The following is a 25,028-nucleotide window of genomic DNA, read 5'->3' as shown; positions in this document are numbered from 1 at the left end:
GTTGACCACCTGTCAACAAGAGCGGGTGGCTGCGGCCATTGCTGAAATCCTCTCAGAAAAAACCTGCCCGTAGCACTCAGTTATGTCTGCCTTATGGTCATTTCGATTCAAACTAGAACACTGCACCCACGCCCACAGTCATTTTAAATAAGAATGAAACGAAATGAAACATTTCCATCCCATTGCTTCCCAACTCCCCTCTCCCTCTGGGAAGAGGACTGGGGGTGATCTCGGAAGCGGTATGGAGCGCTTGGGGATTGTCTCAATCCAGCTTGAAAGGACTACAAATGGCCAAAAAACGAAGTCTCCAGACCCGTCCTCCCAGTGCGGCGGAAGGAAGCCAGCAGGGTGTCAATTCTGGGACTCGACCGGCTGCGGCGGCTGCCATTTCAGCACCAAGGTAGAAAGTTGCGGCAGGCAGAGCTCGAGGGAGTAGGGCAAGTTGTGGTAGGCCCAGTCGTCTGTCCACTTGCCCCCCAAATTGCCTACCCCGCTGCCCCAAAACTCCACAGCATCGCTGTTGAGCAGCTCTCGATAAAAACCTCGTTCCGGTACCCCAATGCGGTAATTGGGCCAGACCACCGGCGTGAAGTTACAAACCACCACCACCCACTCACTGGGATCCTCCCCATAGCGGATGAAGGAAACAATGCCGCGATGGTCGCTGCAGTCAATCCAGCGGAACCCTTCTGGCTTGGTGTCTTGGGTATACAGGGCAGGCTCAGAGCGCAACAGGTGATTCAGGCTGGCCACGTAGTGGCGCAACTTGGCGTGGGGTTCATACTGCAGCAGCCCCCAGTCCAGATCTGCCCAAACGTTCCACTCATTCCACTGGCCAAACTCCATGCTCATGAACAAGGTTTTCTTGCCAGGGTGGGTGAACATGTAGCCATACAAAGCCCGCAGACTGGCGAACTTATGCCAATGATCCCCCGGCATTTTGCCCAACATGTGGCTCTTGCCATGCACCACCTCATCATGAGAAAAGGCCAGCATGTAATTTTCGCTGAAGGCATACATGAGGCTGAAGGTGACCAAATGGGGATGGAACTGGCGGAACCAGGGATCCATGTGGAAATAATCCAACATGTCGTGCATCCAACCCATGTTCCACTTCAAGTTGAAGCCCAGCCCACCCACATGGGTTGGCCAAGTTACCATCGGCCAAGCAGTAGATTCTTCGGCAATGGAAAGCGCACCGGGGTTGTATTTGAAAATGAGGGTATTGAGCTGCCGGAAAAAGTCGATGGCTTCGAGGTGTTCCCGCCCGCCGTAGGGATTGGGGATCCACTCTTTGCGGTCATAATCCAGATAAAGCATCGAGGCCACCGCGTCCACCCGGATCCCATCGATGTGGTATTTCTCGAACCAAAAAAGGGCATTGGCCACCAGATAATTGCGCACCTCGTTGCGGCCATAATTAAAGACCAAAGTGCCCCAACCTTTGTGCTCGCCTTTGCGAGGGTCGGCGTACTCGTACAGGTGAGTACCGTCGAAAAAAGCCAGCCCATGCCCATCTTTGGGGAAATGCCCAGGCACCCAATCGACAATCACGCCGATCCCGGCTTGGTGAGCCCGATCGACAAAATACATAAAGTCTTGCGGGGATCCATAGCGGGATGTTACGGCATAGTAGCCGATCACCTGATAGCCCCAAGAGCCATCGAAGGGGTGTTCTGCCACCGGCAACAGCTCGATGTGGGTAAAGCCCAGCTCCTTCACATAGGGGATTAGCTTGTCCGCCAGCTCGCGGTAGGTGAGGAAGCGAGTATTGGGCTTTTGGTCCACCAGCACACTTTGCCCTTCGGCAGGTGGATCTTCAGCCGAGGCGTGCATCCAGGATCCCAGATGCACCTCATAAACCGAAATCGGCGAGCGCAGGGGATCGGTGGCGGCGCGTTTTTCCAGCCAGGCTTGGTCGTGCCAGGTGTAGGTGTTGAGGTCGGCTACGATGGAGCCGGTTTTGGGGCGCACCTCCTGTTGAAAGCCATAGGGATCCGATTTTTCGTAGATATCCCCCCAGGAAGTTTTCACCTCGTACTTGTAGATGGCGCCTGGCCCTATGCCGGGGATGAACACCGCCCAGATGCCGCTTTCGCCCAGCCGCTTCATCTGGTGTTGACGCCCGTCCCAGTGGTTAAAATCGCCGATAACGCTGACGTTGCGGGCGTTGGGAGCCCAGACGGCGAAATGCACCCCCTTCACCCCATCCACCGTGATGGGATGAGCGCCCAGCTTGTCGTAAATGCGGTGGTGATTCCCCTCGTTGAACAAGTAGCGATCCAGCTCGCCAATGTGGTTGACCTTCTCCAAGGGAAAGCGGTAGGGATCCTCCCATTCTTCCAAGTGTTCCCCTTGGGGATCCCAGACCCGTTGGGCCCGCAAAAAATAGTCCGGCAGAGGGGTTCCCGGCTCAAAGCGCAGCTCGAATAGCGTTTCCGGGTGCAGCGGCTGCATCGGGTAAGCCTGTCCAGTGGCGCGTTCCACCAGCCAAACCTGCCGAGCATTGGGCACAAGGGCGCGCACCAACCCAAAGGATTTCCCGGCCTCTTCTATCTGCTGGGGGCCCAAAACGGCATAGGGATCCTGCCATTGGTTGGAAACAAACTGACCCACTTGTTCGGCAGACAGGAGAAAGCCCATCGGGAACCCTCAGTAAATGACCATTCTAGTCTAGCGGTGGCTGACCCCCAGTTTGCGCTGTCAGCTCCAGGCCCGCCTCCAGGCAAAGAATCCCTGCAAGAAGTTCTGCAGGCGGGGGTTGGTGGCCAATTGTTGCCTGCGGTGCTGCAGGGCCGCCTTGGCGTTCACCTCCGAGCGGGTGGGGTAGATGTGGATCCCGGTCAGGGCAGAGACGGGCAGCCGCCGGCTCATGGCCAAAACCACTTCATGAATCAGCTCTCCCGCCTGGGATCCCACCAGGTGCGCCCCCAAAATCTGGCCGTTGCGTCGACAGATCAATTTGGCAAAGCCCAGGGGGGCGGCTTCTGCCTGGGCCCGATCCACATCGGCAAACTCCTGTTTGAGCACCACCACATCCTTGCCGTATTGCTGCCGGGCTTCGCTTTCGGTGAGGCCCACACGGGCCAGCTCCGGCTCGGTGAAGATGGCCCAAGGAATGACACGATAACGCGCTTGGCTGAGGGGGAAAAACAGGGCATTGACCAGGGCCACTGCCCCTTCGTAGGCCGCCACATGGGTAAATTGCGGCCCGCCGATGACATCCCCACAGGCGTAGATGCGGGGATTGCGGGTTTGCAGCTTGGCATTTACCTGGATCCCTTGGGGGGTGTACTGCACGCCGGCGGCTTCTAGACCCAGCCCTTCCACGTTCGGGATCCGACCGGCGGCCACCAAAATCTCTTCTGCACGGATCACTTGATCACCTGCAGCGGCGGTGCCTGCTCCAGGGTTGGCCTTTAGGGAAAGCAGCTTTGCCCCTTGCTCTTGGCCAACTGCTGTGGCGCGTACCCGGGTGAGGATGCGGATCCCATCTTGGGTCAACTGTTGCTGCACCACCTGGGCGGCTTCGGGATCCTCCTTGGGCAAGATGCGCTCGCGGCTGGCAATGAGGGTCACCTCGGATCCCAGACGGGCCAGAGCTTGGCTCAACTCGCAGCCTACCGGCCCCGCCCCTATCACCGCCACCGATTTGGGCAAACGGGTCAAGTCAAAGATCGATTCGTTGGTCAGATAGCCCGCCTCGGCCAAGCCCGGCAAGGGGGGAACCCAAGGACGGGATCCGGTGGCGATGACAAAAGCCCGCGCCTGTACCTGCCGTCCTGCCACCTCAAAGGTGCGCCCATCCACAAAGTGGCCCTTGGCAAACACCAGTTCCACCCCCAGTTGGCGGAAGCGATCCGGCGAATCGGCGTGGTTGGCGATGTAGCTCTGGGCAGAGCGAATGTGTTCGTACACCTTGAGGTAATCCACCGCGATCCCTGCTGGGCCAGGGAGAGTTACCCAACCGGCAGCCATGGCCTGGCGAATCCGATGGACGGTATGGGCCACGTGAAGAAGGGCTTTGCTGGGCACACAGCCATACCAGAGGCAATCGCCGCCCAAGCGGTCGCTGCCTTCCACCAGCAGCACCTTGGCCTTCAGTTGGGCCGCAGCGCTGGCCACCACCAGACCCGCCGCACCAGCGCCAATGACCACAATATCGTAGGAGACAGGCATGGCTTGTTCTGAACAAAAACATCGGGCAAGGGATAGCACCATCCTATGTCTTGAGTAGGCCGGGGGCAGGATGGGAGAAGTCCTTGCCAAAGGATCCCTTTCTGCATGGGAGAAGAACTTGTTAGAGTGGGACGGATGGATCCCTTGCAAGCTGGGTTGATCCGTCTGTTCTACTTTTCAGGTTTTGGGGACTTATGACTATTCTGCTGCCGAGCGAACCTATCCTGGCCGTGAGCATCTTCGGCATGGGCCTGCCAGAGCTGGCCGTGATTGGGGTGATCGCGGTGGTCGTGTTTGGCCCCAAGAAGCTACCGGAGTTGGGCAGCGCCTTTGGCAAAGCGTTGCGGAGTTTCAAACAAGAGATGAACAACCCCAGCAGCGATGACGAGCCTGCCGGCACGGAAAAGGTGGAGAAGGTGGTGGAGAAGGATGCCGCCTGAGGGTCGCGGAGAGGGGTGGGATCCCAACTCCTGCAAGGGGCCTGCTGCCGGAACTGTTGAGAGGGGGGATCCAAGCCAGCTTTGGATGGGAGGTGAAGTCAGCTCGCAAGGGAGCCGGCTCCAGGGCTAGTGTATAGTTCTGGAAAGTTCCCCAGCCTAGTGCTACCGGCTGAGCCAAAATCAGCCCGGATAGGCTCATCGGATGCCCCAGAGGTGTATGGCTGAGCTGACCGATTTCCAGTTAATGCGCCAGATCCAACTGCGGGATCGCCGCAGCCACTTTTTGCTCAAGGATCGCTATCGGAAGCGCCTGCTGGATATTGCCTTGGCCATTCTCAAGCAACCTCACCAGGCGGAAGAGGTGGTGCGGCAGGTGTTCGAGTTCTGCTGGAAACACGCCAATGCCTTTGACCTGCAGCGGGATCGCTCAGTGGCTCTGTGGCTCTACGAGTTGACAGCCTTTCAGGCTAGGGAACGGCTGCGGCGTTGGGCTTGGCTACCTGCCCCCCTCTCCATTCAAACTTCGGCTCCCCTGTGGCCGCAACGTCTTCTCTGGGGCAGCCTGGCGGTATTGGGGATCTACGCGCTGGCCATAACAGCGGCCTACTGGCGGCTGCGCTGGCAGTGGGGATCCCCCATCGAGGGAGAGTCGGTGGCAGTTCAACGGCTCTACCAAGAGTGGCAACGACAACCGCAGGTGCAGCGAACCCTGCTGCGGGATCCCAGCTTCAGCACTCCCCTGTTGGTGCAAGCCCTCTGGTCGCCCCATGCCAAGCAGGTGCTGCTCTTGGCCTCGGAGATGGCTCCCGCCCCCCCAGGGAGCACCTATCAACTGTGGCTGGAGTCGGAGATCCAGGGAGGGGGACGACTGCTGGAAAACGCCGGCACTTTTGCCGTCAACGCGGAAGGATCCCTGCAATGGCTCAGTCAACCCCTCCATTCTGAGCAGCCGACCCGCCTCCTCATCACCCTCGAACCGGCAGGAGGGAGCGAATCCCCCACAGGCCCGCCTCTGCTGCAGAGCAGTTTCTGGATCCCTGCTGCCCAGCCCTGATCAAGAGATCAAGAGAGATGGGGGGATGGCTGGGGAGTTTGTCCCCCGCTCTTGCGCCGCTTAGCATGGGATCCCCGCAAGCGCACCTTAAGACGGTAGCGAACCGTTTCGTGAACGACCTTATAGGAGGCATCCACACCGTGCGTTTCCCGCAGCCATTCGCGAATGTCGCTGTAGGTACGGAATCGGCCAGGCTGATGCAGCTCCTGCTTGAGGATTTCCAAAACCGGCTTGGGGATGAGGGGTTTGCGCCCTTGGTTGCGGGGCACCGTCAACATGCCCTCTAGCCCCTTGGCCTTGTAGCGTTGAAACCATCGAAAAATCGTTGAGATGTCCCGCCCCAGAATTTCAGCCAAGCCTGTCATCGTCTTGACTTTCCCAATCTTGAGCAGGTAAAGAGCTTGAACCCGCTCCTTGCCGGTCGGTGTGGACTGCTTGCCAAGTAGAGATTTGAGCTCTTCAGCCGATTCCTGAATGTCGAGCTTGAGGACTCCAGCCATGTTGGGGCGTCGCAGAACGGCGTTGAATTCGTTGCCTGGCGGAGAGTCTACCACAGTAACTTGGGGTTTTGGAAGTTGTTCGTGAAGTTTGCCTGGGCACCTCTTGACGTTTACAGAATCTCGAACTGAAAAATCTCTAACAGGCTACCCTCGTCGCTTTTCAGGATAGTCGGGCAAGGGATCCCCTCTTGGGCGGCAGGCTGTAGGATTAGAGGGCAAGCTTGCCGACGCTGCACTATGGTTCTTCGCAAGTATCTTGCAGGAGAGGGGCTGCGTTGGTTTCGCCTGGCCCTGCAGTTGCAAGGATCGGTTGTACCGGCAGTGCTTCCCCGCGCCTTTATCTGCGGCTTGGCCGGGGTGCTGGTTTCGGTTCTGTATAAGCTGGGGCTGCCCCTGGCGCTGTCGTCCTTGGTGGCGTTTGTGCCCAACATCGTTTTGGGTTTGATGCTGGTGTTTCGGACAAACACCGCCTACGAACGGTTTTGGGAGGGGCGGAAAGCTTGGGGAGCCGTGGTGAATGACGTGCGCAATTTGGCCCGCCTGATTTGGGTAGCCATTGAAGAAAAGCAACCCGACGACCGGGAAGAGAAGATCCAAACTCTATATCTATTGCCCGCCTTTGCCATGGCCATGAAGCAGCACCTGCGCCAGGAACCTCTGCTGGATGAGATTCGGCCCCTGCTCAGCCCGGAGCAGTTGCAACGTCTCCAAAGCCTCAACCATCCCCCTTTGCAAATTGCCTTTTGGATTGGAGATTATCTGCAGCGCCAATACCAAAAGGGCCGCGTTGAGGTCTACCAGCTCACGATCATGGTGGAGCGGCTCAACAGCATGGTGGATGCGCTGGGGGCCTGTGAGCGCATTCTCATGACCCCAATGCCCATGGCTTATGCCCTGCACTTGAAGCAGTTGCTGTTGCTTTACTGTTTGTCTTTACCGTTTCAAATGGTGGAGGGCTTGGGTTGGATGACCAGCCCCATTGTGGGATGGCTGAGCTTTATGTTGTTTGGCGTTGAAGAGATCGGCATCGAAATTGAAAACCCCTTCGGCCGGGATCCCAATGATCTGCCCCTCGATAACATTTGCAACAAGATGAAGCACAATATTGCGGATTTGATCAATTCCACTTAGGGAACTCTCGCCGTTCTGGATGGCAGGGCAGCTGCCCATTTCAGATCCTCAGCCGGCACCTACCCCTAGTGGAGATAGCCGGGGCGAACCCGATAATCGAGAGGAAGGGATCCCTATATCTTGGGTAGGGAACAAGATGGGTTTGCTAAACTGTGGACAATTTGCCGAGGTGCTCTGGGGATGGCCTGCTCAACCTGCACATTTTTACACCTGGCCGATGTGCATCTGGGCTATGACCGCTACGACAGCCCGGAGCGGAGCAAGGATTTCTTTTTGGCTTTTCGGGATGTTGTCCGGCGCTATGCCATCCAAGATCCGGTGGACTTTGTGCTCATTGCCGGGGATCTGTTCGAGCATCGGCAGATTCAGCCCGGCGTTCTCAACCAAGCCCAGATCGTCTTGCGGGAGCTGCAACAGGCCGGGATCCCGGTGTTGGCCATTGAGGGCAACCACGACAATCGCCCCTATGGCGTGAAAACCAGTTGGCTGAGGTACTTGGCCGATCACGGGGAGCTGATATTGCTGGAGCCTGAGGAAGGGGAAGAAGGACTGGAGCTGCGTCCCTGGTCAGGCCGGCGGGGAGGCTACCTAGACCTGCCCTGTGGGGTGCGGGTGATTGGATCCCAGTGGTACGGATCGGCAGCCCCTCGGTCGATTGAGCAGTTGGCGGCGGCCATTCGACGGTTGCCCCCCGGCCCAGAACGGGTGGTGTTGATGTTCCACCACGGTCTAGAAGGCCAAATTGCCCGTTACCAAGGCGCTTTGCGCTACCGGGATCTGTTGCCCTTGCGGGAGGCGGGAGTGGGCTACCTGGCCTTGGGACACATTCACAAAAGCTATTCCGAGGGGGGGTGGATCTTCAACCCGGGATCCCTGGAGGCCAACAGCACTGCCGAATGGGACTTCCAACGGGGGGCCTATCGCGTCCGCTGGGGAGATGGCCCACCCCAAGCGGAGTTGGTGCAGGATTACCATCAGCGGCCCCGCCGCCGGCTCTATCTGGAGGCCAAGGGCAGAGAAACCCCCGAACAGATTGCCGCAGCAGCCATTGCCTTGGCTAAGGGATCCCGTTTTCAGGAAAGTGAGATGGAGCCGATGGTGGAGTTGCGGCTGGTGGGACAGGTGGGGTTCGCCAAGCATGAGCTGGATAGCCGCGCCCTACAGTGTCAAATTCAGCAGCTTACCGGCGCCTTGCTGGTTCTGTTTCGTTTTGAGGCCAATACTTTAGAGCTCGGGTCGGCTGCCCTTTCCTTGGAAGAAGAGGGGCAGAGGCTACAAATCGAAGAGAAAATCTACAGGGATCTGCTGAGCAGCCATGCCCACTACCGCAAACGCAGTGAAGAGCTAGCGCGGCTGCTTCTGGATCTTAAAGAAAAGGTTTTGGATGGGCAAGGAGAATCTGAAGTGTATGCTCACCTAAGGGGAGCTTTTGATGCTCCGCATCGCTGTCGCGAATGGGGAGCAGAAGACTGATTATGCGGATCCTCTCTCTCGCTTTACAAAACTTCAAATCTCATGAGGATGCCGTCTTCACGTTTGAGCCAGGTATTAACGCCATTTGCGGAGAAAACGGAGCGGGCAAGACCAGCATTTTGGAAGCCATTGCCTGGGTTTTGTTCGACTACTGCCCCTACAGCCAAGAAGAAATCATTCGCTCCGGGGCCAACGACGCAGTGGTGACTGTGCAATTTATCTCCCAATGGGATCAGCGCACCTACGATGTTCGCCGCAGCGTCACGCAGGGATATCGTCTCTTTGATCCCCAGCTGAAGCAGCGCCTAGAGTATGAGCGCAAGTCCGATGTGCTGCCGTGGCTGAGGCAACATTTGGGCGTACCTGCCGGTACCGACCTGGCGCGGCTCTTTGCCACAACGATTGGGGTGCCCCAAGGGACTTTCACGGCAGACTTTCTCAAAACCGGTCGAGATCGCAAAGAAGTTTTCGATCGCATCTTAAAGGTGGAAGAGTACCAGCAGGTAGCCAAAGACCTGTTGGCGGTCGAAAAATACAGCGAGGCGCAGATTCAGGCCATTCATCATCAAATTGAATTGCTCCATCAACAGCTACAGGAGTGGGATCCGCTGCAAGCGGAGCGGCAGAAAATCCAACAAGAACTGAGTTATTGGCAAGAGCGCTTGAGTCAATCGATCCACACTCTGGATCAGGTTAAGCTTGAGATCGAGCGACTGGAGAAATGGCTTGAGCAAATCCAAACTTTAGATCACCAGATTGCCCAACTGGAGCAAAAGGGATCCCTGCTTCAGGTATCTCTTGAGCAGGCAGAAAAGTTATGGGCAGAGGCCAGGCAAGCTCAAGCGCAGCAACAGCAATACTGGGAGGGATCTCAGCATTTTTTGGCCACAGAAGCTCGCTTGCGGGAGCTGGAAAAACAGCAACAGCAACGCTTGGAGTGGCTGAAACAGCGGGATGCTTTGCTCTCGCAAAAGCAGCATATCGAAAACCAATTGGCAAGACTTCAAGAAAAGTTAAGCCAACAGCAGCGCTGGAAGCAGGAGCTAGAGGAGCTAACCCCGCAAATTCAGGCCCAAGAGGAGCTAGAGCGTCAGCAGACCTATTGGACTCAACAGCTCAACACGTTGCTACACCTGCACCGCGAATGGGAACAGATCCAGGCAGAATGGACAGCCCACGCCGAGCGCTGTCAACTGCTACAAAGCCGAGTGCAAGAAGCTGAACAGGCCCAGGCCATATGTCGGCAGCATCAATCAGCCTACAACCGCTATTTGCAGTTGGAAACCCTCATTGCAGAGCAGGAAGCGCTGCGGCGAACCCGACAAACTTTACTGGCTCAACGGGAAACTTTGCAACATCAACTGCATCGATTGGAGCTGCAGGGATCCGAATATCAGCAACAACTCCAGATCTTCCAAAAAATGGAGGCGGAAAAACTTGAGCTGCAACCCCTGTGTGAACAGCAGGCTTTCTTAGAGCAGCGCCACTCCCAACTGGGCCAGAAGTTAGCTTCCTTTCAGGCCCTGCGTCTTGAGCTCAAACAACGGGAAACAGAGCAGGAACAAGGCCAAGTCCAATTGCAACAACTGCAGCTCCAACTGAGACAACGGCAGGCGGATTTGGAGCGGGTAGCCGCCATTCCTGCACTCGAAACTCAACAGGAGCGATTGCAAACTCAGCTCAGCCGCATTGCCGCAGCTCGTCAATTTCAACAGGAGCTACAAGCCCTTTTTGAGCAGGGCTCGGAGCAGTTGGCCCAACACCATCACAGCACCCGACAGCTTCTGAGCGAGTTGGAAGCCCAGCAACCCAACTATCCCCAGCTTCAACCTCTGTGGCAGCGGATCCGGGAGGTGCTTGCCCAATCTTCAGCACTCAGCCAACAGTTGCTCCAGTCCATCCATCAGATTTTGCAGGATCTGGCTCCCCAAACTTCCGAGCCCCAACTTCGTCAGCAGTTGTCCAACATCCAAAAACAACTCAGGACTTTGCAACCCTTGCTCGGCCTAACCGCACAAATACCCGATTTACAAGCCCAAATTCAGCAACTGCTGCAGTTGCAAGCCGAACGACAAAGCAGAATTGATGATCTTCACTGGGATCTTGAGGCTGAGCCCACCTTCCTTCGGCAACAACAGGAAATTGGCCAGGCGCTGCAAGAACTGGGGGATCCCAGAGGGCAAATCCAGCGCTTGGAAAGAGATCTCAGCCGCAAGTCTAGGGTTGAGCAAGAATATCAACAAATAGCGGCCCATGTTCAGCAACTCCAACAGCAGATACAAGCCCTAGAAGAGCAGCTGCAACCGCTTTCAGATCTGGATGAAAGAATTGCAGCTTTGCGGGAAGAACAAGGCCGGCACCGCAACAACTACGAGACCTTTATCCGCATGCAGCCTCTTGCCCAAAGTTTGCCCCGACGGCAAGATGAACTCCAAGCGGCCCAGTTGGCCCTAGATCAAATCCAAAAAGCCAAGCAAGAAAAACAAGCCCAGATCGACCGCTGGGAACAAACAGAGGGATCCAAAGATGACCTGCAAGCCCAAATTGAAAAAGCCGCCAAAACCTTAAAATCTCTGGGGGATCCCAGAAGTCAAGCCGAACGGCTCAAAGCAGAGCTAAAACAGGAAAAGCAGTATTTACAAATGCAGGCCGACTGCCTGCAGCAGCTTCAGGATTTACAGGCCGCACTCAACCCTATCGAGGAGGCCCTATGCCAAACGGAGCATCTGGATCGAGAGCTGGAATCCCTGCAGGAAGAACGCGAACGATACCGTTTAGATCACGAGCGCTATCTGCAGGCAGAACCCATTGCCCAATTGCTTCCCCAACGGGAACAGGAACTGGCCGAGCTAAACGCCCAGCGGCAGCAACTGCAAACTCAGCTTTCCCAACTTCGCGCAGCACGGGATCCCTTAGCTGCTCTGTATCGACCGCAGGAGCATGAGCATCTTCGATCCCTTCTGCAGGCCACCGAAATTCAAAAAGCCGAAGCCCAGGCCCGACTGGAGAGCCTAGCTCCTCAACTGAGCAAAATTGAGGAAAAGTTGCGGCAATTGGAACAGACCAAGGCCAGCTTAAAGCAAGTCGAGGCAGAAAAAACTGAGAAAGAACGCCTACACCGCTTTATCAAGTTTAGCCGAGATACCTATAGAAAAGCCGGCCCTCAAATTACCCAATACTACCTGCAGCAGATCAACCATACTGCCGATCACCTCTTCCGAGAAATTCTCAACCGTCCCAACGTCACCCTGACCTGGGAAGCCGATTATGAGATCCGCGTTCAAGAAGCCGGCAGCCCTAAACGGCGGTTTGCCAGCCTTTCCGGGGGAGAGCAAATGTCGGCGGCCTTGGCAGTGCGCTTGGCTTTACTCAAGGTGTTGGGACAACTAAATATTGCCTTTTTCGATGAGCCCACCACCAATATGGATGCCCAACGGCGACAGCGGCTGGCAGAGGCCATCACCAACCTGCGATCTTTTGAGCAGCTATTTGTTATCAGCCACGACGATACCTTTGAGCAAATGACGGAAAATGTTATTCGGGTGGAAAGGCGCTCCAGTTGGGTGAGGAGGGATCCCGCCTATGGTGTTTAGAGCCGACCGGATCCTGGCGGTGCTGCAGCAGAAGCGGGAGGCCTTTGCCACTTTTGATCAAAGGCTGTCGGAGCGTAGAGAATACTATAAGCAGGCCATGGAAAGCTTGTGCCAGTGGTCGAGCCTAGAGATTGCCGAAAAAACAGCTCCATTCCCTTTCCCAGGCGCTTTGCCTACTGCAGAGTGGGATCGCTACTCCAATTGGAGGATCCCTTTTGAGCAGGAATGGGCCAATTACGAAGAAAGCCGCGATTGGGCGAAGTCGGTCATTGAAAATATTCCTACCTTTGCCGTAGATGGATCCCAGATTTATCCCAGCAAAGATCTGTCAATACCGGTGGCGCTGGTGCAAATTGGCTGGTATGAAAACCATCATTGTGCAACAGGCTTGTACGAAAAAGACATCCAAGTGGATGTATTGACTCCAAGGGACCTGGGATCCGACAGCAGCGGCGAACCGAAAGAGCGAATGGTTAACATGCGCCGCTTTCAAATGGAAATCGAGAGACTTGTAGAATACATTCAAAAATCTCAACCGGGATCCCGAAAATTGGCCTTTTTGGACGGGGCGCTGGTGGCTACTTTTGCCGAAGTCTTCGAGCCAGAAAGCCAAGATTTCTATGTGCAGTGTTTGCTCCAGCTTTTGCGGGCCAGCGAGCAAAGCCGGATCCCTATCGTGGCTTACATAGACACCACCTACACTTCCGATCTGGTGACGTTGCTGAAGCATTGTTTTGACCTACCCGAAGCTCCACAGCTTCACGATGCGCAACTGCTTAGTCCCTGGTTGGAGTGGGGGGATCGCACACCTTTTTTCATCTGTGCCCGCGGCGGCAGCCTCAACCCCCAAGATGGGATCCTCAACTCCTACCAAGAAATGCGGGAGCGAGTGGGGTTTGTTTACCTGCGCACCAATGACAACTTTCCGGCTCGCCTGGAAATACCCGTTTGGGTTTATGAGGCAGGACTGTTGGACTGGTTGGTGGATCTGGTTCGCTGTGAGGTGGTGATTGGGCGAGGTTATCCTTATGTGCTGGAGACAGCCGATCAAATAGCCGTTATCCGCAATGAGGATCGCAACCTTTTCTTGCGTCTCATGCAAGATTGGGCCGCTCGCGAGAAGCTGAACCTGAGGCTATCTCGGAAAACGGTGAGTAAACTACAACGGAGACGAGTCCGATGAGATTGGGAAAGGTGGTTCGCTCCAACAATCACTGTGATTATGTGGTGCAGGTGGACGATGCTTTAGAAGTCAAAAATCCGCCGGCTCCTGATGACTATGGCTTCGGCAGCTTTGTCAAGCTAGAAAGCGACCGGCGACACTGGGCTGTAGGTCTGGTTTACAATACCCAACTCCTGAATCCGATGTTCCTCAATTCTGGGCCGCGCCTTTCCAGCCAGCCGGATCCCTATTTTTCCCCCGATTTGCAGAATGAGGTGCGCACATTGCTCTCGGTGGTTTTAATCGGGGCTCTGGATGAAGAGCGCCGCTGTGGCCGGCAAGGGATCCCACGCGTGGTGGTGCCTGTAAACACGCCGGTTTTTCGCATGAGCCGGGAAGAGATCCTGCGCTTTCACCAGGATCCCCAAGGTCAAACCCAATTTTCCTACTATGGTTTGCTGCTGAGTAGCGGCGGCAACTTTGCCAATCATTTGATCTACCAAGTCTTGAACGACATTACGCCGATGTTTGCCGATCCAGCTCAACGGCGAGCCCTGCAAATCTTAAGCAAAGAACTGGCCTGGAAAATGACTGTAGGAGCGATGCGCTGATGCCCCAAAAAATCACCGATAATGGCCACCATCCAGAAACCACCCTCTCTCCAACTGAGGACTCTCCAGAGGTAATTGGCACCGTCAAAGGGCCTGGAGAAACCTCTAACCAATATGTTTTCATCACTTCCAATACCCAAGCGGTAAAGGTGGGCGATTTCGTCTACTACAAAGTCCAGGATCCCCAATCGCAAACCCTGCAAATCTTGGGTAAAATTAGCCAAGTTCAGCTCCTGGATCACATCCCCGATCGCATCTTTGCCGATACCGAAATCGATCCCAGCACCATTGTGGCTCTGGTGGGCTTCACCCATCCCAATCCGGAAATCTATGCGGTTACCGTCGAGGTCATCGGCTATTTCAATCAGAAGATGGGCTTTATTAACCCCCGCCGCGCTCCGGATCCCGGTGCCAAGGTTTTTCTGGCCTCCAATCGTCTGCTGAAATCAATTTTGAACAAACGAGATGAAACAGCCATTGGGGGTGCTCACTTGGGCAGCCTGTTGTTGCGCGATGAGGGAGCAGTGCCCGTAGTACTGGACGTCAAGGAAATGGTCAGCACCCATCTGGCCATTTTGGCGGGGACAGGATCCGGCAAATCTTATACAGCAGGGGTTTTGATTGAAGAGCTGCTTTTGCCCAAAAACCGAGCTGCCGTCCTCATTTTCGATCCCCACGGGGAATACCACACGCTGGCAGAAATGCAGTCCCACCCCAAGTTTTTTGGGGAAGATGGCTACCGACCCAAAGTCAAGGTTCTTTCACCGCAGGAAATTAAGATTCGTGTATCTTCTCTTAACTTCTTTGATATTCTGACCCTGCTGCCAGAGACCACTGACCGACAGAAATCTTTTCTGGAGAAAGCCTTTCGCAAAACAACTCAATTTAACCCGATCCGCTGGACGATTCAGGACTTAATCGATGCCGTAAACGAGGCTGATTCCGCAGAGGATGGATCCCAAGGATCCTCAGCCGCCGCCTTGGAGTGGAAATTAGAACAGATCGACCGTTCTCCCTATTTCGACAATTTGCAACACCTAGCTCCCAAAGACTTGTTTGAGCCGGGGCAGGTAACCATCCTGCAAATGCATGAGATCAGCCAAGAAGAACAGCAGGTGATCGCTGCTGCCATCTTGCGCCAGGCCAACTATGCTCGGATCAATACCCACAAAGGCAAGATCCAGCCGGGGGACGAAAATTACTTGCCTTATCCCGTCTTTATTTTGCTGGAAGAGGCCCATCGGTTTGCCCCTGCCCACGAGCCTTCCCGTTGCAAACAGGTGCTGCGCACCATTCTCAGCGAAGGACGTAAGTTTGGACTGGGAGTAGGGCTGATCACGCAACGCCCTGGCAAGTTGGACTCGGATATTCTGTCTCAATGCATGAGCCAATTTTTGATGCGAATTGTCAACCCTGCCGATCAGGAAAATTTGCGCCACAGTGTCGAGGCTGCCGGACGGGATCTGTTACAAGAATTGCCCGCCTTGAGCAAAGGTCAGGTGATCATCTCCGGGGTGTGCGTCAATACCCCTGTACTGTGCAAAGTGCGGCAGCGCTACACGCAGCATGGCGGCGAAACGTTGGATATTCTTGGCCTCTGGCAAAGGCATTCTCAAGAACACCACCAGCGGGATCGCTTGGCTCAGTCAGCCCCTCTCAAACCGCGTCCTCAACCTCAGGTAGTGGACGGACTCAGCATTGATTAGCAATGGCCCAAAACTCCAACTGTGGCCTGATCTCAATCGCTGAATCTGCCAAATCTACAATCCGAAACCACTGCTTGATTGCAATACAATTCATTTCACAGAAACAAGTTTTGGGGCGAGCAGGATGAGGAAACAAGCCCTTTTGCCAGGTTTGCTGGGCATTGCCGTTGCAGTTCTACTGGGATCCGGGCCTGCCTATGCCCAGTTGCGGCTGATTCCCCAAGCAGCGCGGCAGGTATACGAAGCTCTGCCGGATCTGCCCCTGGAAAACACCTACACCCCTATTAACCCCAACGATGGCGGCCCCGCACCCGAAGAGGATACTTTGGTGCGGCGAATGATGATCTATCACCTGCAGGTGGCTGGTCGCTCCCCGACCGACCGCTTTGACTGGCAACTGACGCTGGCGGACTATTTTGATGCCAATGAGCCAATCATCGCCCAACGGTATCCCGGTGCCGACCGCCTCACGGTCAACCCCTACGCCCAAGACAAAGCCGTTGTACAATCCCTGAACCGGCAACAGCGACAGGCCCTGCTGGAAGCCCTTGTGCTGGCCTTCGGTGGGGATCCCGACCCCAAACCCCTCTACATTCCCACCGACGGGGATCCTGCCCCTACCCGTCCCACCCCAGAACCTATGAAGCCCTTGCTGCTTCCCGGCAGCGGATCCGCTGACTTGCTCAGGCCCTAGCCGAGGTTTCCCGCTAACTCAAGGCTTGCCCGGTGTAGTTCTCAATGCAGCGCAGGAACAGCTCTACCCCAATGCCAAGGGCAGCCTCATCGAAGTCGAAGCGGGGGTGGTGGTGAGGGTAGTTCAGGCCCCTTTCGGGGTTGGCGGATCCCAGGAAAAAGTAGCAGCCAGGCACCTCATTCAGGAAAAACGAGACATCCTCTCCGCCCATGGTCATTTCTGGGATGATCCTCGCCTCTGGGCCAAACACCTCGCGGGCAGACTGTTCCACCAGAGCTGCCATAGCAGGATCGTTTTGAACCGCCGGATAGCCCCGCTCGAATCGAAACTCATAGGTGGCTCCGTAGGCTTGGCAAATGCCGGCAACGATTTCTTCCATGCGCTTTGGGATCAAATCGGCCACTTCAGGGTGAAAACTGCGCACAGTACCCCAAATTTCTGCGCTTGGGGCGATAACGTTGAAGGCATCGCCGGCCCGGAAACGGCCCACCGTCACCACCGCCGGCAGCATCGGATCCACATTGCGGGAGACAATGGTCTGCAAAGCATTGACAATGTGGGATCCCACCACAATGGCATCCACTGTTTGTTGGGGAAGGGCAGCATGTCCGCCTCGCCCGATCACCTGAATCTGAAAGCGGTCGGCAAAGGCCATCGAGGGGCCACTTTTCACGCCAATAGTGCCCAGAGGGCGATTATTCCACAGGTGTAGGCCGAGGATGGCTTCCACATCCGGGTTTTTCAGAACCCCCGCCTCCAGCATGGGCTTGGCTCCGCCGGGGCCTTCTTCGGCAGGTTGAAAAATGACCTTGACCGTGCCCTTGAGGTGTTGACGGTGCTGTTGCAGCAGCTTGGCGGTGCCCATAGCAATGGCCGTATGGCCGTCGTGGCCACAGGCGTGCATGACGTTGGGGATGGCGGAGCGGTACTCGACTTCATTGGCCTCATGAATGGGCAGGGCATCCATATCGGCCCGCAGCGCCAAAACCGGCCCCGGCTCTTCTCCTGTAATGGTGGCTACAATGCCAGTGTGGGCAATGCCAGTCTGGTGCGGGATCCCCCAACTTTTCAGGCGCTGGCTGATGTAGGCGGCGGTTTGCTTCTCCTGGAAGCCCAGCTCAGGATACTTGTGGATGTGGCGGCGCCAGGTCACCAACTCGGGTTGTAAAGCTCGAACAGCAGGGCGAAGCGCAGGGACAGACATGACCTGAAAAACAAAAATGTCTTGGAAAACCTTCACCAGCGGCTGGTGTTGTCGCATGAAGTTGCCTGTTGATTTCACCAGTATGGCAGAGGTTTTGCCAGGGCTGTCTTTCGCTCGATCTCTGGATGGATACCTAGGCCCACTGGGATCCGGTTTCCGGCGGCAGATCCTGCCAACGGCCCGGCCCCACTGCTCGCAAAGCTTCCTGCAAGGAGATCGCCCCTGAGTAGAGGGCCTTGCCCAAAATGGCCCCTGTCAAACGGGGCAAGCTCAACAAAGCCAGCAAATCGGTCAGCGAGCCGATCCCTCCCGAAGCAATTACAGGCACTTGAGAGACGGCTAGGATCTGGCGCAGCTGTTCTAAATTGGGCCCGGCCAGGGTGCCATCCCGGCCAATGTCGGTGTAGATGATGCCGGCGACGCCCTGTTCCCCCACCCGTTGCACCAATTCGGTGGCCCGCAGGGAAGTGGTGCTCAGCCAGCCGCGGGTGGCCACTTGCCCCTGCCGAGCGTCGATCCCCACCCAAACCCAACCGGGCAAGGCTTGGGTCATCGCCTCCAGGGTGTCAGGATCCTCCACGGCCAGGGTGCCAACGATCACCCGATCCACCCCCAAATCCAACAACTGCCGCGCCCGTTCCAGGGATCGGATCCCACCCCCCACCTGCACCGGGATGGCCAGGCTGCGGACAATGCGCTCAATGATGGGCAGGTTGACTGGATCCCCGCTTTTGGCCCCGTCCAAATCCACCACATGCAGGCGAGGAGCACCCTGTGCCGCCCAAGCTTCGGCCTGTTGGATCGGGTCGTCGGCTACCTGTTCTGCCTGGGCGTAATCCCCCTGGTAAAGGCGCACGGCGCGGCCCTGCAAAAGGTCGATGGCGGGGATCACCTCCAGAAAAGCAGTTGAGTAAGGCATGATGGGATCCCTTGAGGGGCTTTTCCAGTATCGCCTGGGAGCGGCCTTGCTCCAGCGGAGATCTGGATCTCTAGACCCTAAAGTGCTCCACACCGCTGACGCGATGGGAGAACATCCTGAGATGACTATGAACGCGCGCCAACTGGCTCTGTTGGCTCTGCAGAAAATCGAGCGCCAAAACGCCTATGCCGACCTGGTTCTGGGGCATTTGTTGGCCAACAGCAGCCTGATCCCCGCCGACCGGCATCTGGTCAGCGAGCTGGTGTATGGCATTACCCGCCGTCGCCGCACCCTCGATGCCTTGATCGATTGCTTTGCCCAGCGTCCTGCCCACAAGCAGCCCCCCGATTTGCGACTGATTTTGCATCTCGGCCTCTACCAACTGGCTTTTTTGGATCAGATCCCGGCCAGTGCTGCCATCCATACCAGCGTGGAATTGGCCCGCCAGATGGGGCTAGGATCCCTGACAGGGGTAGTGAACGGCATTTTGCGCGCCTACCAGCGGCAAGTGTTGGATCAGCCAGAGAAGGATCCCCTCAAGCCCCTCGAGGACACTCTGCCAGCCGACCCAATTCAGGCTTTGGGGATCCGGCACAGCTTTCCCGACTGGTTGGTGAGCCTATGGTGGGAGCGCCTGGGGCCGGTGGAAACGGAGCAGTTGTGTGCTTGGTTTAATCAGCCACCCCACCTGGATTTGCGGGTCAACCCACTGCGGGCAGATGTGAATAAAGTCATTCAAGCCTTGGCAGCAGCCGGGATCCCTGCCCTCCCCATCTCCGAGGTGCCGGGTGCCTTGCGACTTCAGGATCATGCTGGCGACATCACGGCCCTGCCCGGCTTTGCCCAGGGTTGGTGGAGCGTTCAAGATGCCAGTGCCCAGCAGGTGGTGCATTGCCTGGATCCCCAGCCGGGAGAGCGGGTGATCGACTGCTGCGCTGCTCCGGGCGGCAAGACCACCCAAATAGCCCAACACATGCAGGATCGAGGGGAGATTTGGGCTTTGGATCGTCACCCCCACCGTCTGCGGCGCCTAGAGGAAAATGCCCATCGCTTGGGCTTGACCTCGATTCGTTCCCTGGCCATCGACCTGTTGCCGCTGAGCGCTGCTGCCGATCGCGTCAGCGGGACGGAGTCCTTACCCCCTGCCCCCTTGCCCCCCTGGCACAGCGCCGACCGGGTTTTGCTGGATGCCCCATGCTCCGGCTTGGGAACCCTGCACCGCCATGCCGATGCCCGCTGGCGACAAACCCCAGAGCGGATCCCAGAGTTGGCCCACCTGCAAGCCCAGCTCCTGCAAGTGGCAGCCCGTTGGCTGAAGCCGGGCGGAGTGTTGGTGTACGCCACCTGTACGCTGCATCCTGCCGAAAACGAGGAGATCATGCAAGCCTTTCTCGACAGCCACCCCAATTGGGCTGCTGAAGGGGATCCCCTGCTCATCTGGCCCCACCGCCAGGATCGGGATGGATTTTTTATCCAGCGGCTGCGTCGATACGGTTAAATAAACCTTCCATCGTGGTGCTTCCCAGGTGCTCCGAGCCATCAACCCTCAGCTTTCCTGAGGGAGAAAAGGATTATCTCCAAGCAAGAGACTGACTGTTGCCCCATGGTTTCTGATCGCGTTAGCGGGACGGAGTCCTTACTGCTGACCAGCCCGAAAAACCCCTGGATCCGAAAGTTGCGGCAGTTGCACCGCAGCCAAGGTCGGCGAGAACAGGGCGCCTTTTTGGTAGAGGGATCCCATCTCATCGAAGAAGCCCTGCGGGTCGGCTGGCCCCTGCAGGCTCTCTGCTACACGCTTGAGTGGGCTGAGCGTTACCCACAATTGCTGGCCAATCTGCCCAAGAGTCTACGGCGGCAGGCCGTCAGCTCAGAAGTCATGGCAGCGCTCTGTACCACCGAGTCTCCCGAAGGAGCTGTGGCCGTGGCCGTCAGTTGGCAGATTTCCTCTCCCCCCCTGTCCAAGTTACGTTTGGGCCTTGTGGTGGAAACGCTGCAAGATCCAGGCAATTTGGGATCCCTAATCCGAGTCGTGGCCGCCGCAGGAGCCGACGGCCTTTGGCTAAGCGCAGACAGCGTCGATCCCGAAAACCCCAAAGTCTTGCGGGCCTCAGCCGGCCACTGGTTTCGCCGTCCGCCCCAAGTCGTGCCCGACCTAGCCGCCTGGATCCAGAGCTGCCGTTGCCACGGGATCCAAGTCTTGGCTGCTACCCTCTCCCCCACAGCAAACTGCTACTGGGATCAAGATCTCACCTGCCCTACCCTTTTTCTCCTGGGCAACGAAGGGGCTGGCCTGAGGGAAGCGACTATCCAACAGGCCGATGCCCAGGTGCGGATCCCGATGGCCGAGGGTGTCGAATCTCTGAACGTCGCTATGACGGGGGGGTTGTTGCTCTACGAGGCCCTGCGCCAGCGGCGATCTCGCTCAGGAAGCGCTCCCTGAACAGCTAGCTGCTCCCTCAGAACTCTTCCTCTACAAAGACCGCATCCTCATTCTCTTCCTGCTCTCCCTCCTCCATCGCTGCCGGCCGGCTGGCGGAAACCGTCACCCCCGCAGAAAGTTTCTCCCGCACAGCCGCTTCCACCTCCGCTAGGAGCTCTGGGTTTTCCTTCAAGTAGACAACCAGATTGTCCCTTCCTTGGGCAACATTTTCCTCCTTGTAGCTGTACCAAGAGCCGCGCCGCTTCAGAATGCCCATCTCATCTGCCAGATCGATGATGCAGCCGATGTTGGAGATGCCCTGGCCAAAGATGATGTCAAACTCTGCTCGCCGGAAAGGGGGAGCAACTTTGTTTTTCACCACCTTGACCCGCGCTCGGATCCCGTATTCTTCAGCGCCTTTTTTCAGGGTTTGAACGCGGCGAATATCTAGCCGCACCGACGCATAAAACTTAAGGGCATTGCCGCCGGTGGTGGTCTCCTGGGGGCCATAGCCTATGCCGCCAATTTTGGAGCGCAATTGGTTTAAGAAAAGAACAATGGAGCCGGTTTTGCTGACGTTCCCGGCAATCTTGCGCAGCGCTTGGCTCATCAGGCGCGCCTGCAATCCCACATGGGCATCTCCCATATCCCCTTCGATCTCAGCCCGGGGCACCAACGCTGCTACCGAGTCCACCACCACGATATCCACAGCTGCCGAGCGCACCAACTGATCGACAATCTCCAGGGCGGCCTCCCCCGTGTCCGGCTGGGAGATCAACAGGTTTTGAATATCAACCCCCAAAGCTGCTGCGTAAGTGGGATCCAGCGCATGTTCCGCATCCACAAAAGCTGCCGTTCCCCCTTGTTTTTGCACTTCGGCGATGGCATGTAGGGCAATTGAAGTTTTCCCAGAAGATTCCGGCCCAAAGACTTCGATAATCCGCCCTTTTGGGTAACCTCCGCCCAAGGCCAAGTCGAGGGTGATGGCCCCACTGGGTATGGTCTCCACCCGCATCTGGGTGGCATCTCCCAGGCGCATGATTGCCCCTTTGCCGAAATTCCGCTCGATCTGGCTTAACACCTGCTCCAGGGCTTTGCGTTTTTCTGACTTCAATTTGTCCGAGTCATCAGCAGTGTTCACAGCAGCGGCTTTCCGGGCCATAACCCGCATCCCCCCCAGGAGTCGTGGTGGAAAATCGAGCCTGCATTCTAACATTGTCGCCTTGCTCTGAGCGGATCCCTCTCCCCTCTCCCTCTGGGAGAGGGGCTGGGGGTGAGGGCAGGTCTTCTGCATAGCCTTGCAGAGCGGGTAGAGTGGGCTAAAGGGATCTGCTCAGGAATGTCCCCACGGTCATGACTTTGGTCTTACAATCCCCCGGCCCGGTTGTGTTTAGTTGGGGGCCGCTCAGCCTGCGCTGGTATGGCTTATTGATCGGCCTGGCAATGGTGTTGGGCTTGCTCCTGGCTCGCCATCTGGCAGCTCGGCGTGGCCTTCCCCCCAGTTCCATGCCTGATCTGCTGGTGTGGTTGGTGGTTGGATCCCTGCCCCTTGCTCGCCTGTACTATGTGGCCTTTGAGTGGGAGCGCTATCGAGATGGCCCTTGGTGGCAGGTCTTGGCCCTCTGGCAGGGGGGCATTGCCATTCACGGTGCCTTGATCGGCGGCAGTGCGGCGCTTTACCTGTTCGCCCGGCGGCACCGGCTGAGTTTTTGGTTGCTAGCCGATTGCCTTGTTCCCTCCCTCAGCCTTGGTCAGGGGATCGGACGTTGGGGCAACTTCTTCAACAACGAAGCCTACGGAAAGGTGTTGCCTCCGGATAGCCCTCTGTGGGTACAACTGCAGCTGCCTGATGGATCGCGCGTCCATCCTACTTTTTTGTACGAATCCCTCTGGAACTTTGGTCTCTTCGGGCTCCTGCTCTTTTTAAGCTACCGGCGCCAGCTTCCCCCCGGCACCCTCTTGGGCCTCTACCTGGTGGGGTACAGCCTGGGGCGCTTCTGGATCGAAGGCCTGCGCACCGATAGCCTCATGCTGGGATCCCTGCGGGTGGCGCAGGGGGTGAGCCTGTTGCTCATTGGAGCATGCCTGGCCGCAATCTTGACAGCTCCCAAACGCGTTTCTGTTCACCCAAACGAGGCAACTTCCTCGCCTGGGATCCCCGCCCCAAAGGAGTTGTAAGCCATGGCCAGCGAACAGAATGAAGAGCTCTGGCAGCAAACCTCCCCTCTGCTGCTGCCATCCGCCGCTGCTACCCAATCACTAGGGGCCCTCGTAGCTCAAGCCGCCCTTGGCTTCCTCGCCCCTTCAGGTCAACAAAAATCTCCCCCTCCCAGCCGCAGCCTCGGCTCCACTTCCGGCTTGGTCATTCTTCTCGAAGGTAATCTGGGCAGCGGCAAAACCACCTTTGTGCAGGGACTAGGGCAGGGCTTGGGGATCCCTGAACCCATCGACAGCCCCACCTTCGTGCTGGTGCAGGAATACCACACCGGACGGATCCCTCTTTTCCATTGCGATCTCTACCGCCTAGAGACCTCTTCTGCCGCTCGCGCCGGTGGGAAAGAATCCACACTCCTAGAAGACCTAGGGCTAGAAGAACTTTGGAGCCAAGGTGGGATCACCGCTATTGAGTGGCCCCAGTACCTCCGCCATCTGCCTGCGACCTACCTCTGGCTGTGCCTACAGCCACATCCCCAACAGGAAGGAGCCCGCCTCCTGTACGCCAAAGGAAAGGGATCCCAGACTGCTCAACTTTGGCAGCAAGTTCTTTCTCAGTTCACTCAGCAAGACCCTGAAGAAAAAAGGATCCACTTCTCCCCCTGAAAGGACTTGAAAGCAGCAGAAAAAGTTGGGATCCCAAAAGACCTATGGCCACCTCGATTCGAACTAAGACACTGCGCCCACACCCGAAGCGTCGGTCGCGCCTTCGCGTTAGCGTTGCGGAGCAATAATGCACAGGTCAGAAGGCTTCTCTCAGTAGCCCGGACGTCTCACCCCAGCCTGAAACGACTATGAACTTGAGGCAAACGGCCAGAACTTAGCCAAAAGTCATCCTCAGGCCAAATCAAACAGCAGCACCTCAGCACCTTTCTCACTGAAAAGGTTGAGCTCGCTTTCCTCAGCAATGGCCACGCCATCTCCTTCTCGCAAAAACAAGCCATTTAGGGTCACATTGCCGCGAGCCACCTGCAGCCATCCGTAGCGCTTCTCATCCAAATATTGGCAGATGGTGTGTCCCGGCTCAATCAACCCCGCGTAGAGATTCACATCCTGATGCACAATTACGGATCCCTGGCGTCCATCCCGAGAGGCAATTAAACAAAACTCATTGGGATGCTCTGCTAAACCCGTCGCTTTTTGTTCATAACTGGGATCTAGGTTTTCCTGCTCCGGCAAAATCCAAATTTGCAGCAGATGAACCTCCTCATCCGCCGAGTGATTGTACTCGCTGTGCTGGATCCCTGTGCCCGCTGTCATCCGTTGAATTTCGCCAGGACGAATCACAGATCCCGTGCCCAAGCTGTCTTTGTGCTCAAGGATCCCTTCCAAAACATAAGTAACGATCTCCATATCCCGGTGCCCATGGGTCGGAAAGCCAGCACTCGGGCGGATTCGGTCATCGTTAATCACCCGCAAAGCGCGGAAACCCATGTAGCGAGGGTCGTAGTACTCCCCGAAAGAAAATGAGTGGTAAGTATCAAGCCAACTGAGCTTGACATGACCCCTCTCTTCCCGCTTGCGCAAAGTCAGCATCACAGTTTCTCCAAAACCTGACCCTCGCAACCATCTTATTAACTCTGCAGTCAGAATGTCAATATTCAAACAGTTTTATTTCTTCTTTTCCCTGCTATTCTCGCCAAAAACTTGCCAAAAATTTTGGGTTGGATATCTTGACGGGGTGGTGGGGGTGGGGATAGGGTAGTAAAGCGCCACAAGGCCACCCAGC

Annotated in this window: 20 protein-coding genes; 13 read left to right on the top strand and 7 right to left on the bottom strand. The window is 56.7% G+C overall.

Annotation, left to right across the window (positions count from 1 at the left end; translation table 11 throughout):
* Nucleotides 1-351 precede the first annotated feature (351 nt).
* Both glgB and NW842_RS11710 read right to left on the bottom strand, forming a co-directional pair.
* Nucleotides 352-2,643 (bottom strand): 1,4-alpha-glucan branching protein GlgB, encoded by a 2,292-nt coding sequence (gene glgB / locus NW842_RS11715; protein WP_414418082.1) that lies wholly within the window; start codon nucleotides 2,641-2,643, stop codon nucleotides 352-354.
* Between the two features lie 60 nt (nucleotides 2,644-2,703).
* Complete coding sequence (locus tag NW842_RS11710; protein ID WP_414418081.1) at nucleotides 2,704-4,179, bottom strand: dihydrolipoyl dehydrogenase family protein; 1,476 nt, start codon at nucleotides 4,177-4,179, stop codon at nucleotides 2,704-2,706.
* A 194-nt stretch (nucleotides 4,180-4,373) separates the two neighbouring features.
* Here NW842_RS11710 and tatA point away from each other — a divergent pair, with 194 nt between their 5' ends.
* Both tatA and NW842_RS11700 read left to right on the top strand, forming a co-directional pair.
* Complete coding sequence (gene tatA / locus NW842_RS11705; protein WP_011433563.1) at nucleotides 4,374-4,619, top strand: twin-arginine translocase TatA/TatE family subunit; 246 nt, start codon at nucleotides 4,374-4,376, stop codon at nucleotides 4,617-4,619.
* 217 nt (nucleotides 4,620-4,836) lie between these two features.
* Nucleotides 4,837-5,673, top strand: coding sequence for an anti-sigma factor domain-containing protein (locus tag NW842_RS11700; RefSeq protein WP_414418080.1), 837 nt, complete (start codon nucleotides 4,837-4,839; stop codon nucleotides 5,671-5,673).
* Between the two features lie 8 nt (nucleotides 5,674-5,681).
* Here NW842_RS11700 and NW842_RS11695 read toward each other — a convergent pair whose 3' ends face one another.
* Nucleotides 5,682-6,227 carry a helix-turn-helix domain-containing protein gene (locus NW842_RS11695; protein WP_414418079.1) on the bottom strand — a complete coding sequence of 182 codons (546 nt, stop codon included), beginning with the start codon at nucleotides 6,225-6,227 and terminating at the stop codon, nucleotides 5,682-5,684.
* 183 nt (nucleotides 6,228-6,410) lie between these two features.
* Here NW842_RS11695 and NW842_RS11690 point away from each other — a divergent pair, with 183 nt between their 5' ends.
* From NW842_RS11690 to NW842_RS11660, 7 genes are all read left to right on the top strand, one after another.
* Nucleotides 6,411-7,304, top strand: coding sequence for a bestrophin family protein (locus tag NW842_RS11690; protein WP_414375091.1), 894 nt, complete (start codon nucleotides 6,411-6,413; stop codon nucleotides 7,302-7,304).
* Between the two features lie 180 nt (nucleotides 7,305-7,484).
* On the top strand, nucleotides 7,485-8,777 hold the full coding sequence (locus tag NW842_RS11685; protein ID WP_414416579.1) for a metallophosphoesterase family protein: 1,293 nt from the start codon (nucleotides 7,485-7,487) through the stop codon (nucleotides 8,775-8,777).
* Nucleotides 8,778-8,779: 2 nt separating this feature from the next.
* Nucleotides 8,780-12,370, top strand: a complete 3,591-nt coding sequence (locus tag NW842_RS11680; RefSeq protein ID WP_414375093.1) for an AAA family ATPase — start codon at nucleotides 8,780-8,782, stop codon at nucleotides 12,368-12,370.
* Nucleotides 12,360-13,553: a DNA double-strand break repair nuclease NurA gene (locus NW842_RS11675; protein WP_414375095.1), complete on the top strand. Its 1,194-nt coding sequence runs from the start codon at nucleotides 12,360-12,362 to the stop codon at nucleotides 13,551-13,553. The genes NW842_RS11680 and NW842_RS11675 overlap by 11 nt, the downstream gene beginning before the upstream one ends.
* Nucleotides 13,550-14,143, top strand: coding sequence for a hypothetical protein (locus tag NW842_RS11670; protein WP_011433556.1), 594 nt, complete (start codon nucleotides 13,550-13,552; stop codon nucleotides 14,141-14,143). Before NW842_RS11675 ends, NW842_RS11670 begins: the two co-directional genes overlap by 4 nt.
* Nucleotides 14,143-15,849, top strand: coding sequence for an ATP-binding protein (locus tag NW842_RS11665; RefSeq protein ID WP_414375099.1), 1,707 nt, complete (start codon nucleotides 14,143-14,145; stop codon nucleotides 15,847-15,849). The genes NW842_RS11670 and NW842_RS11665 overlap by 1 nt, the downstream gene beginning before the upstream one ends.
* A 124-nt stretch (nucleotides 15,850-15,973) precedes the next feature.
* Complete coding sequence (locus NW842_RS11660; protein ID WP_414418078.1) at nucleotides 15,974-16,543, top strand: hypothetical protein; 570 nt, start codon at nucleotides 15,974-15,976, stop codon at nucleotides 16,541-16,543.
* Between the two features lie 13 nt (nucleotides 16,544-16,556).
* On the opposite strand, the gene NW842_RS11655 is transcribed toward NW842_RS11660, so the two are convergent.
* Both NW842_RS11655 and hisA read right to left on the bottom strand, forming a co-directional pair.
* A complete protein-coding gene (locus NW842_RS11655; RefSeq protein ID WP_414418077.1) occupies nucleotides 16,557-17,747 on the bottom strand; it encodes a M20 metallopeptidase family protein in 1,191 nt (396 codons plus the stop codon).
* 133 nt (nucleotides 17,748-17,880) lie between these two features.
* Complete coding sequence (hisA, locus tag NW842_RS11650; RefSeq protein WP_414418084.1) at nucleotides 17,881-18,645, bottom strand: 1-(5-phosphoribosyl)-5-[(5-phosphoribosylamino)methylideneamino]imidazole-4-carboxamide isomerase; 765 nt, start codon at nucleotides 18,643-18,645, stop codon at nucleotides 17,881-17,883.
* A gap of 148 nt (nucleotides 18,646-18,793) precedes the next feature.
* Here hisA and NW842_RS11645 point away from each other — a divergent pair, with 148 nt between their 5' ends.
* On the top strand, nucleotides 18,794-20,164 hold the full coding sequence (locus NW842_RS11645; RefSeq protein WP_414418083.1) for a 16S rRNA (cytosine(967)-C(5))-methyltransferase: 1,371 nt from the start codon (nucleotides 18,794-18,796) through the stop codon (nucleotides 20,162-20,164).
* Nucleotides 20,165-20,269: 105 nt separating this feature from the next.
* Nucleotides 20,270-21,106, top strand: coding sequence for a TrmH family RNA methyltransferase (locus NW842_RS11640; RefSeq protein WP_414418076.1), 837 nt, complete (start codon nucleotides 20,270-20,272; stop codon nucleotides 21,104-21,106).
* Between the two features lie 16 nt (nucleotides 21,107-21,122).
* Here NW842_RS11640 and recA read toward each other — a convergent pair whose 3' ends face one another.
* Complete coding sequence (recA, locus tag NW842_RS11635) at nucleotides 21,123-22,247, bottom strand: recombinase RecA (RefSeq protein ID WP_414351429.1); 1,125 nt, start codon at nucleotides 22,245-22,247, stop codon at nucleotides 21,123-21,125.
* Between the two features lie 191 nt (nucleotides 22,248-22,438).
* Between recA and lgt the strand changes: the two genes are divergently transcribed.
* Both lgt and tsaE read left to right on the top strand, forming a co-directional pair.
* Nucleotides 22,439-23,263 (top strand): prolipoprotein diacylglyceryl transferase, encoded by an 825-nt coding sequence (gene lgt / locus NW842_RS11630; RefSeq protein WP_414418075.1) that lies wholly within the window; start codon nucleotides 22,439-22,441, stop codon nucleotides 23,261-23,263.
* Between the two features lie 3 nt (nucleotides 23,264-23,266).
* Nucleotides 23,267-23,905, top strand: a complete 639-nt coding sequence (gene tsaE, locus NW842_RS11625) for a tRNA (adenosine(37)-N6)-threonylcarbamoyltransferase complex ATPase subunit type 1 TsaE (protein WP_414356889.1) — start codon at nucleotides 23,267-23,269, stop codon at nucleotides 23,903-23,905.
* 231 nt (nucleotides 23,906-24,136) lie between these two features.
* Here tsaE and NW842_RS11620 read toward each other — a convergent pair whose 3' ends face one another.
* Nucleotides 24,137-24,835, bottom strand: a complete 699-nt coding sequence (locus tag NW842_RS11620) for a pirin family protein (protein WP_414375103.1) — start codon at nucleotides 24,833-24,835, stop codon at nucleotides 24,137-24,139.
* Nucleotides 24,836-25,028: the final 193 nt, after the last annotated feature.

It is taken from the genome of Synechococcus sp. R55.4, assembly GCF_047461935.1.
In the GTDB taxonomy this organism is placed as follows: domain Bacteria; phylum Cyanobacteriota; class Cyanobacteriia; order Thermostichales; family Thermostichaceae; genus Thermostichus.
This window is presented reverse-complemented; position numbering and strand designations above follow the sequence as displayed.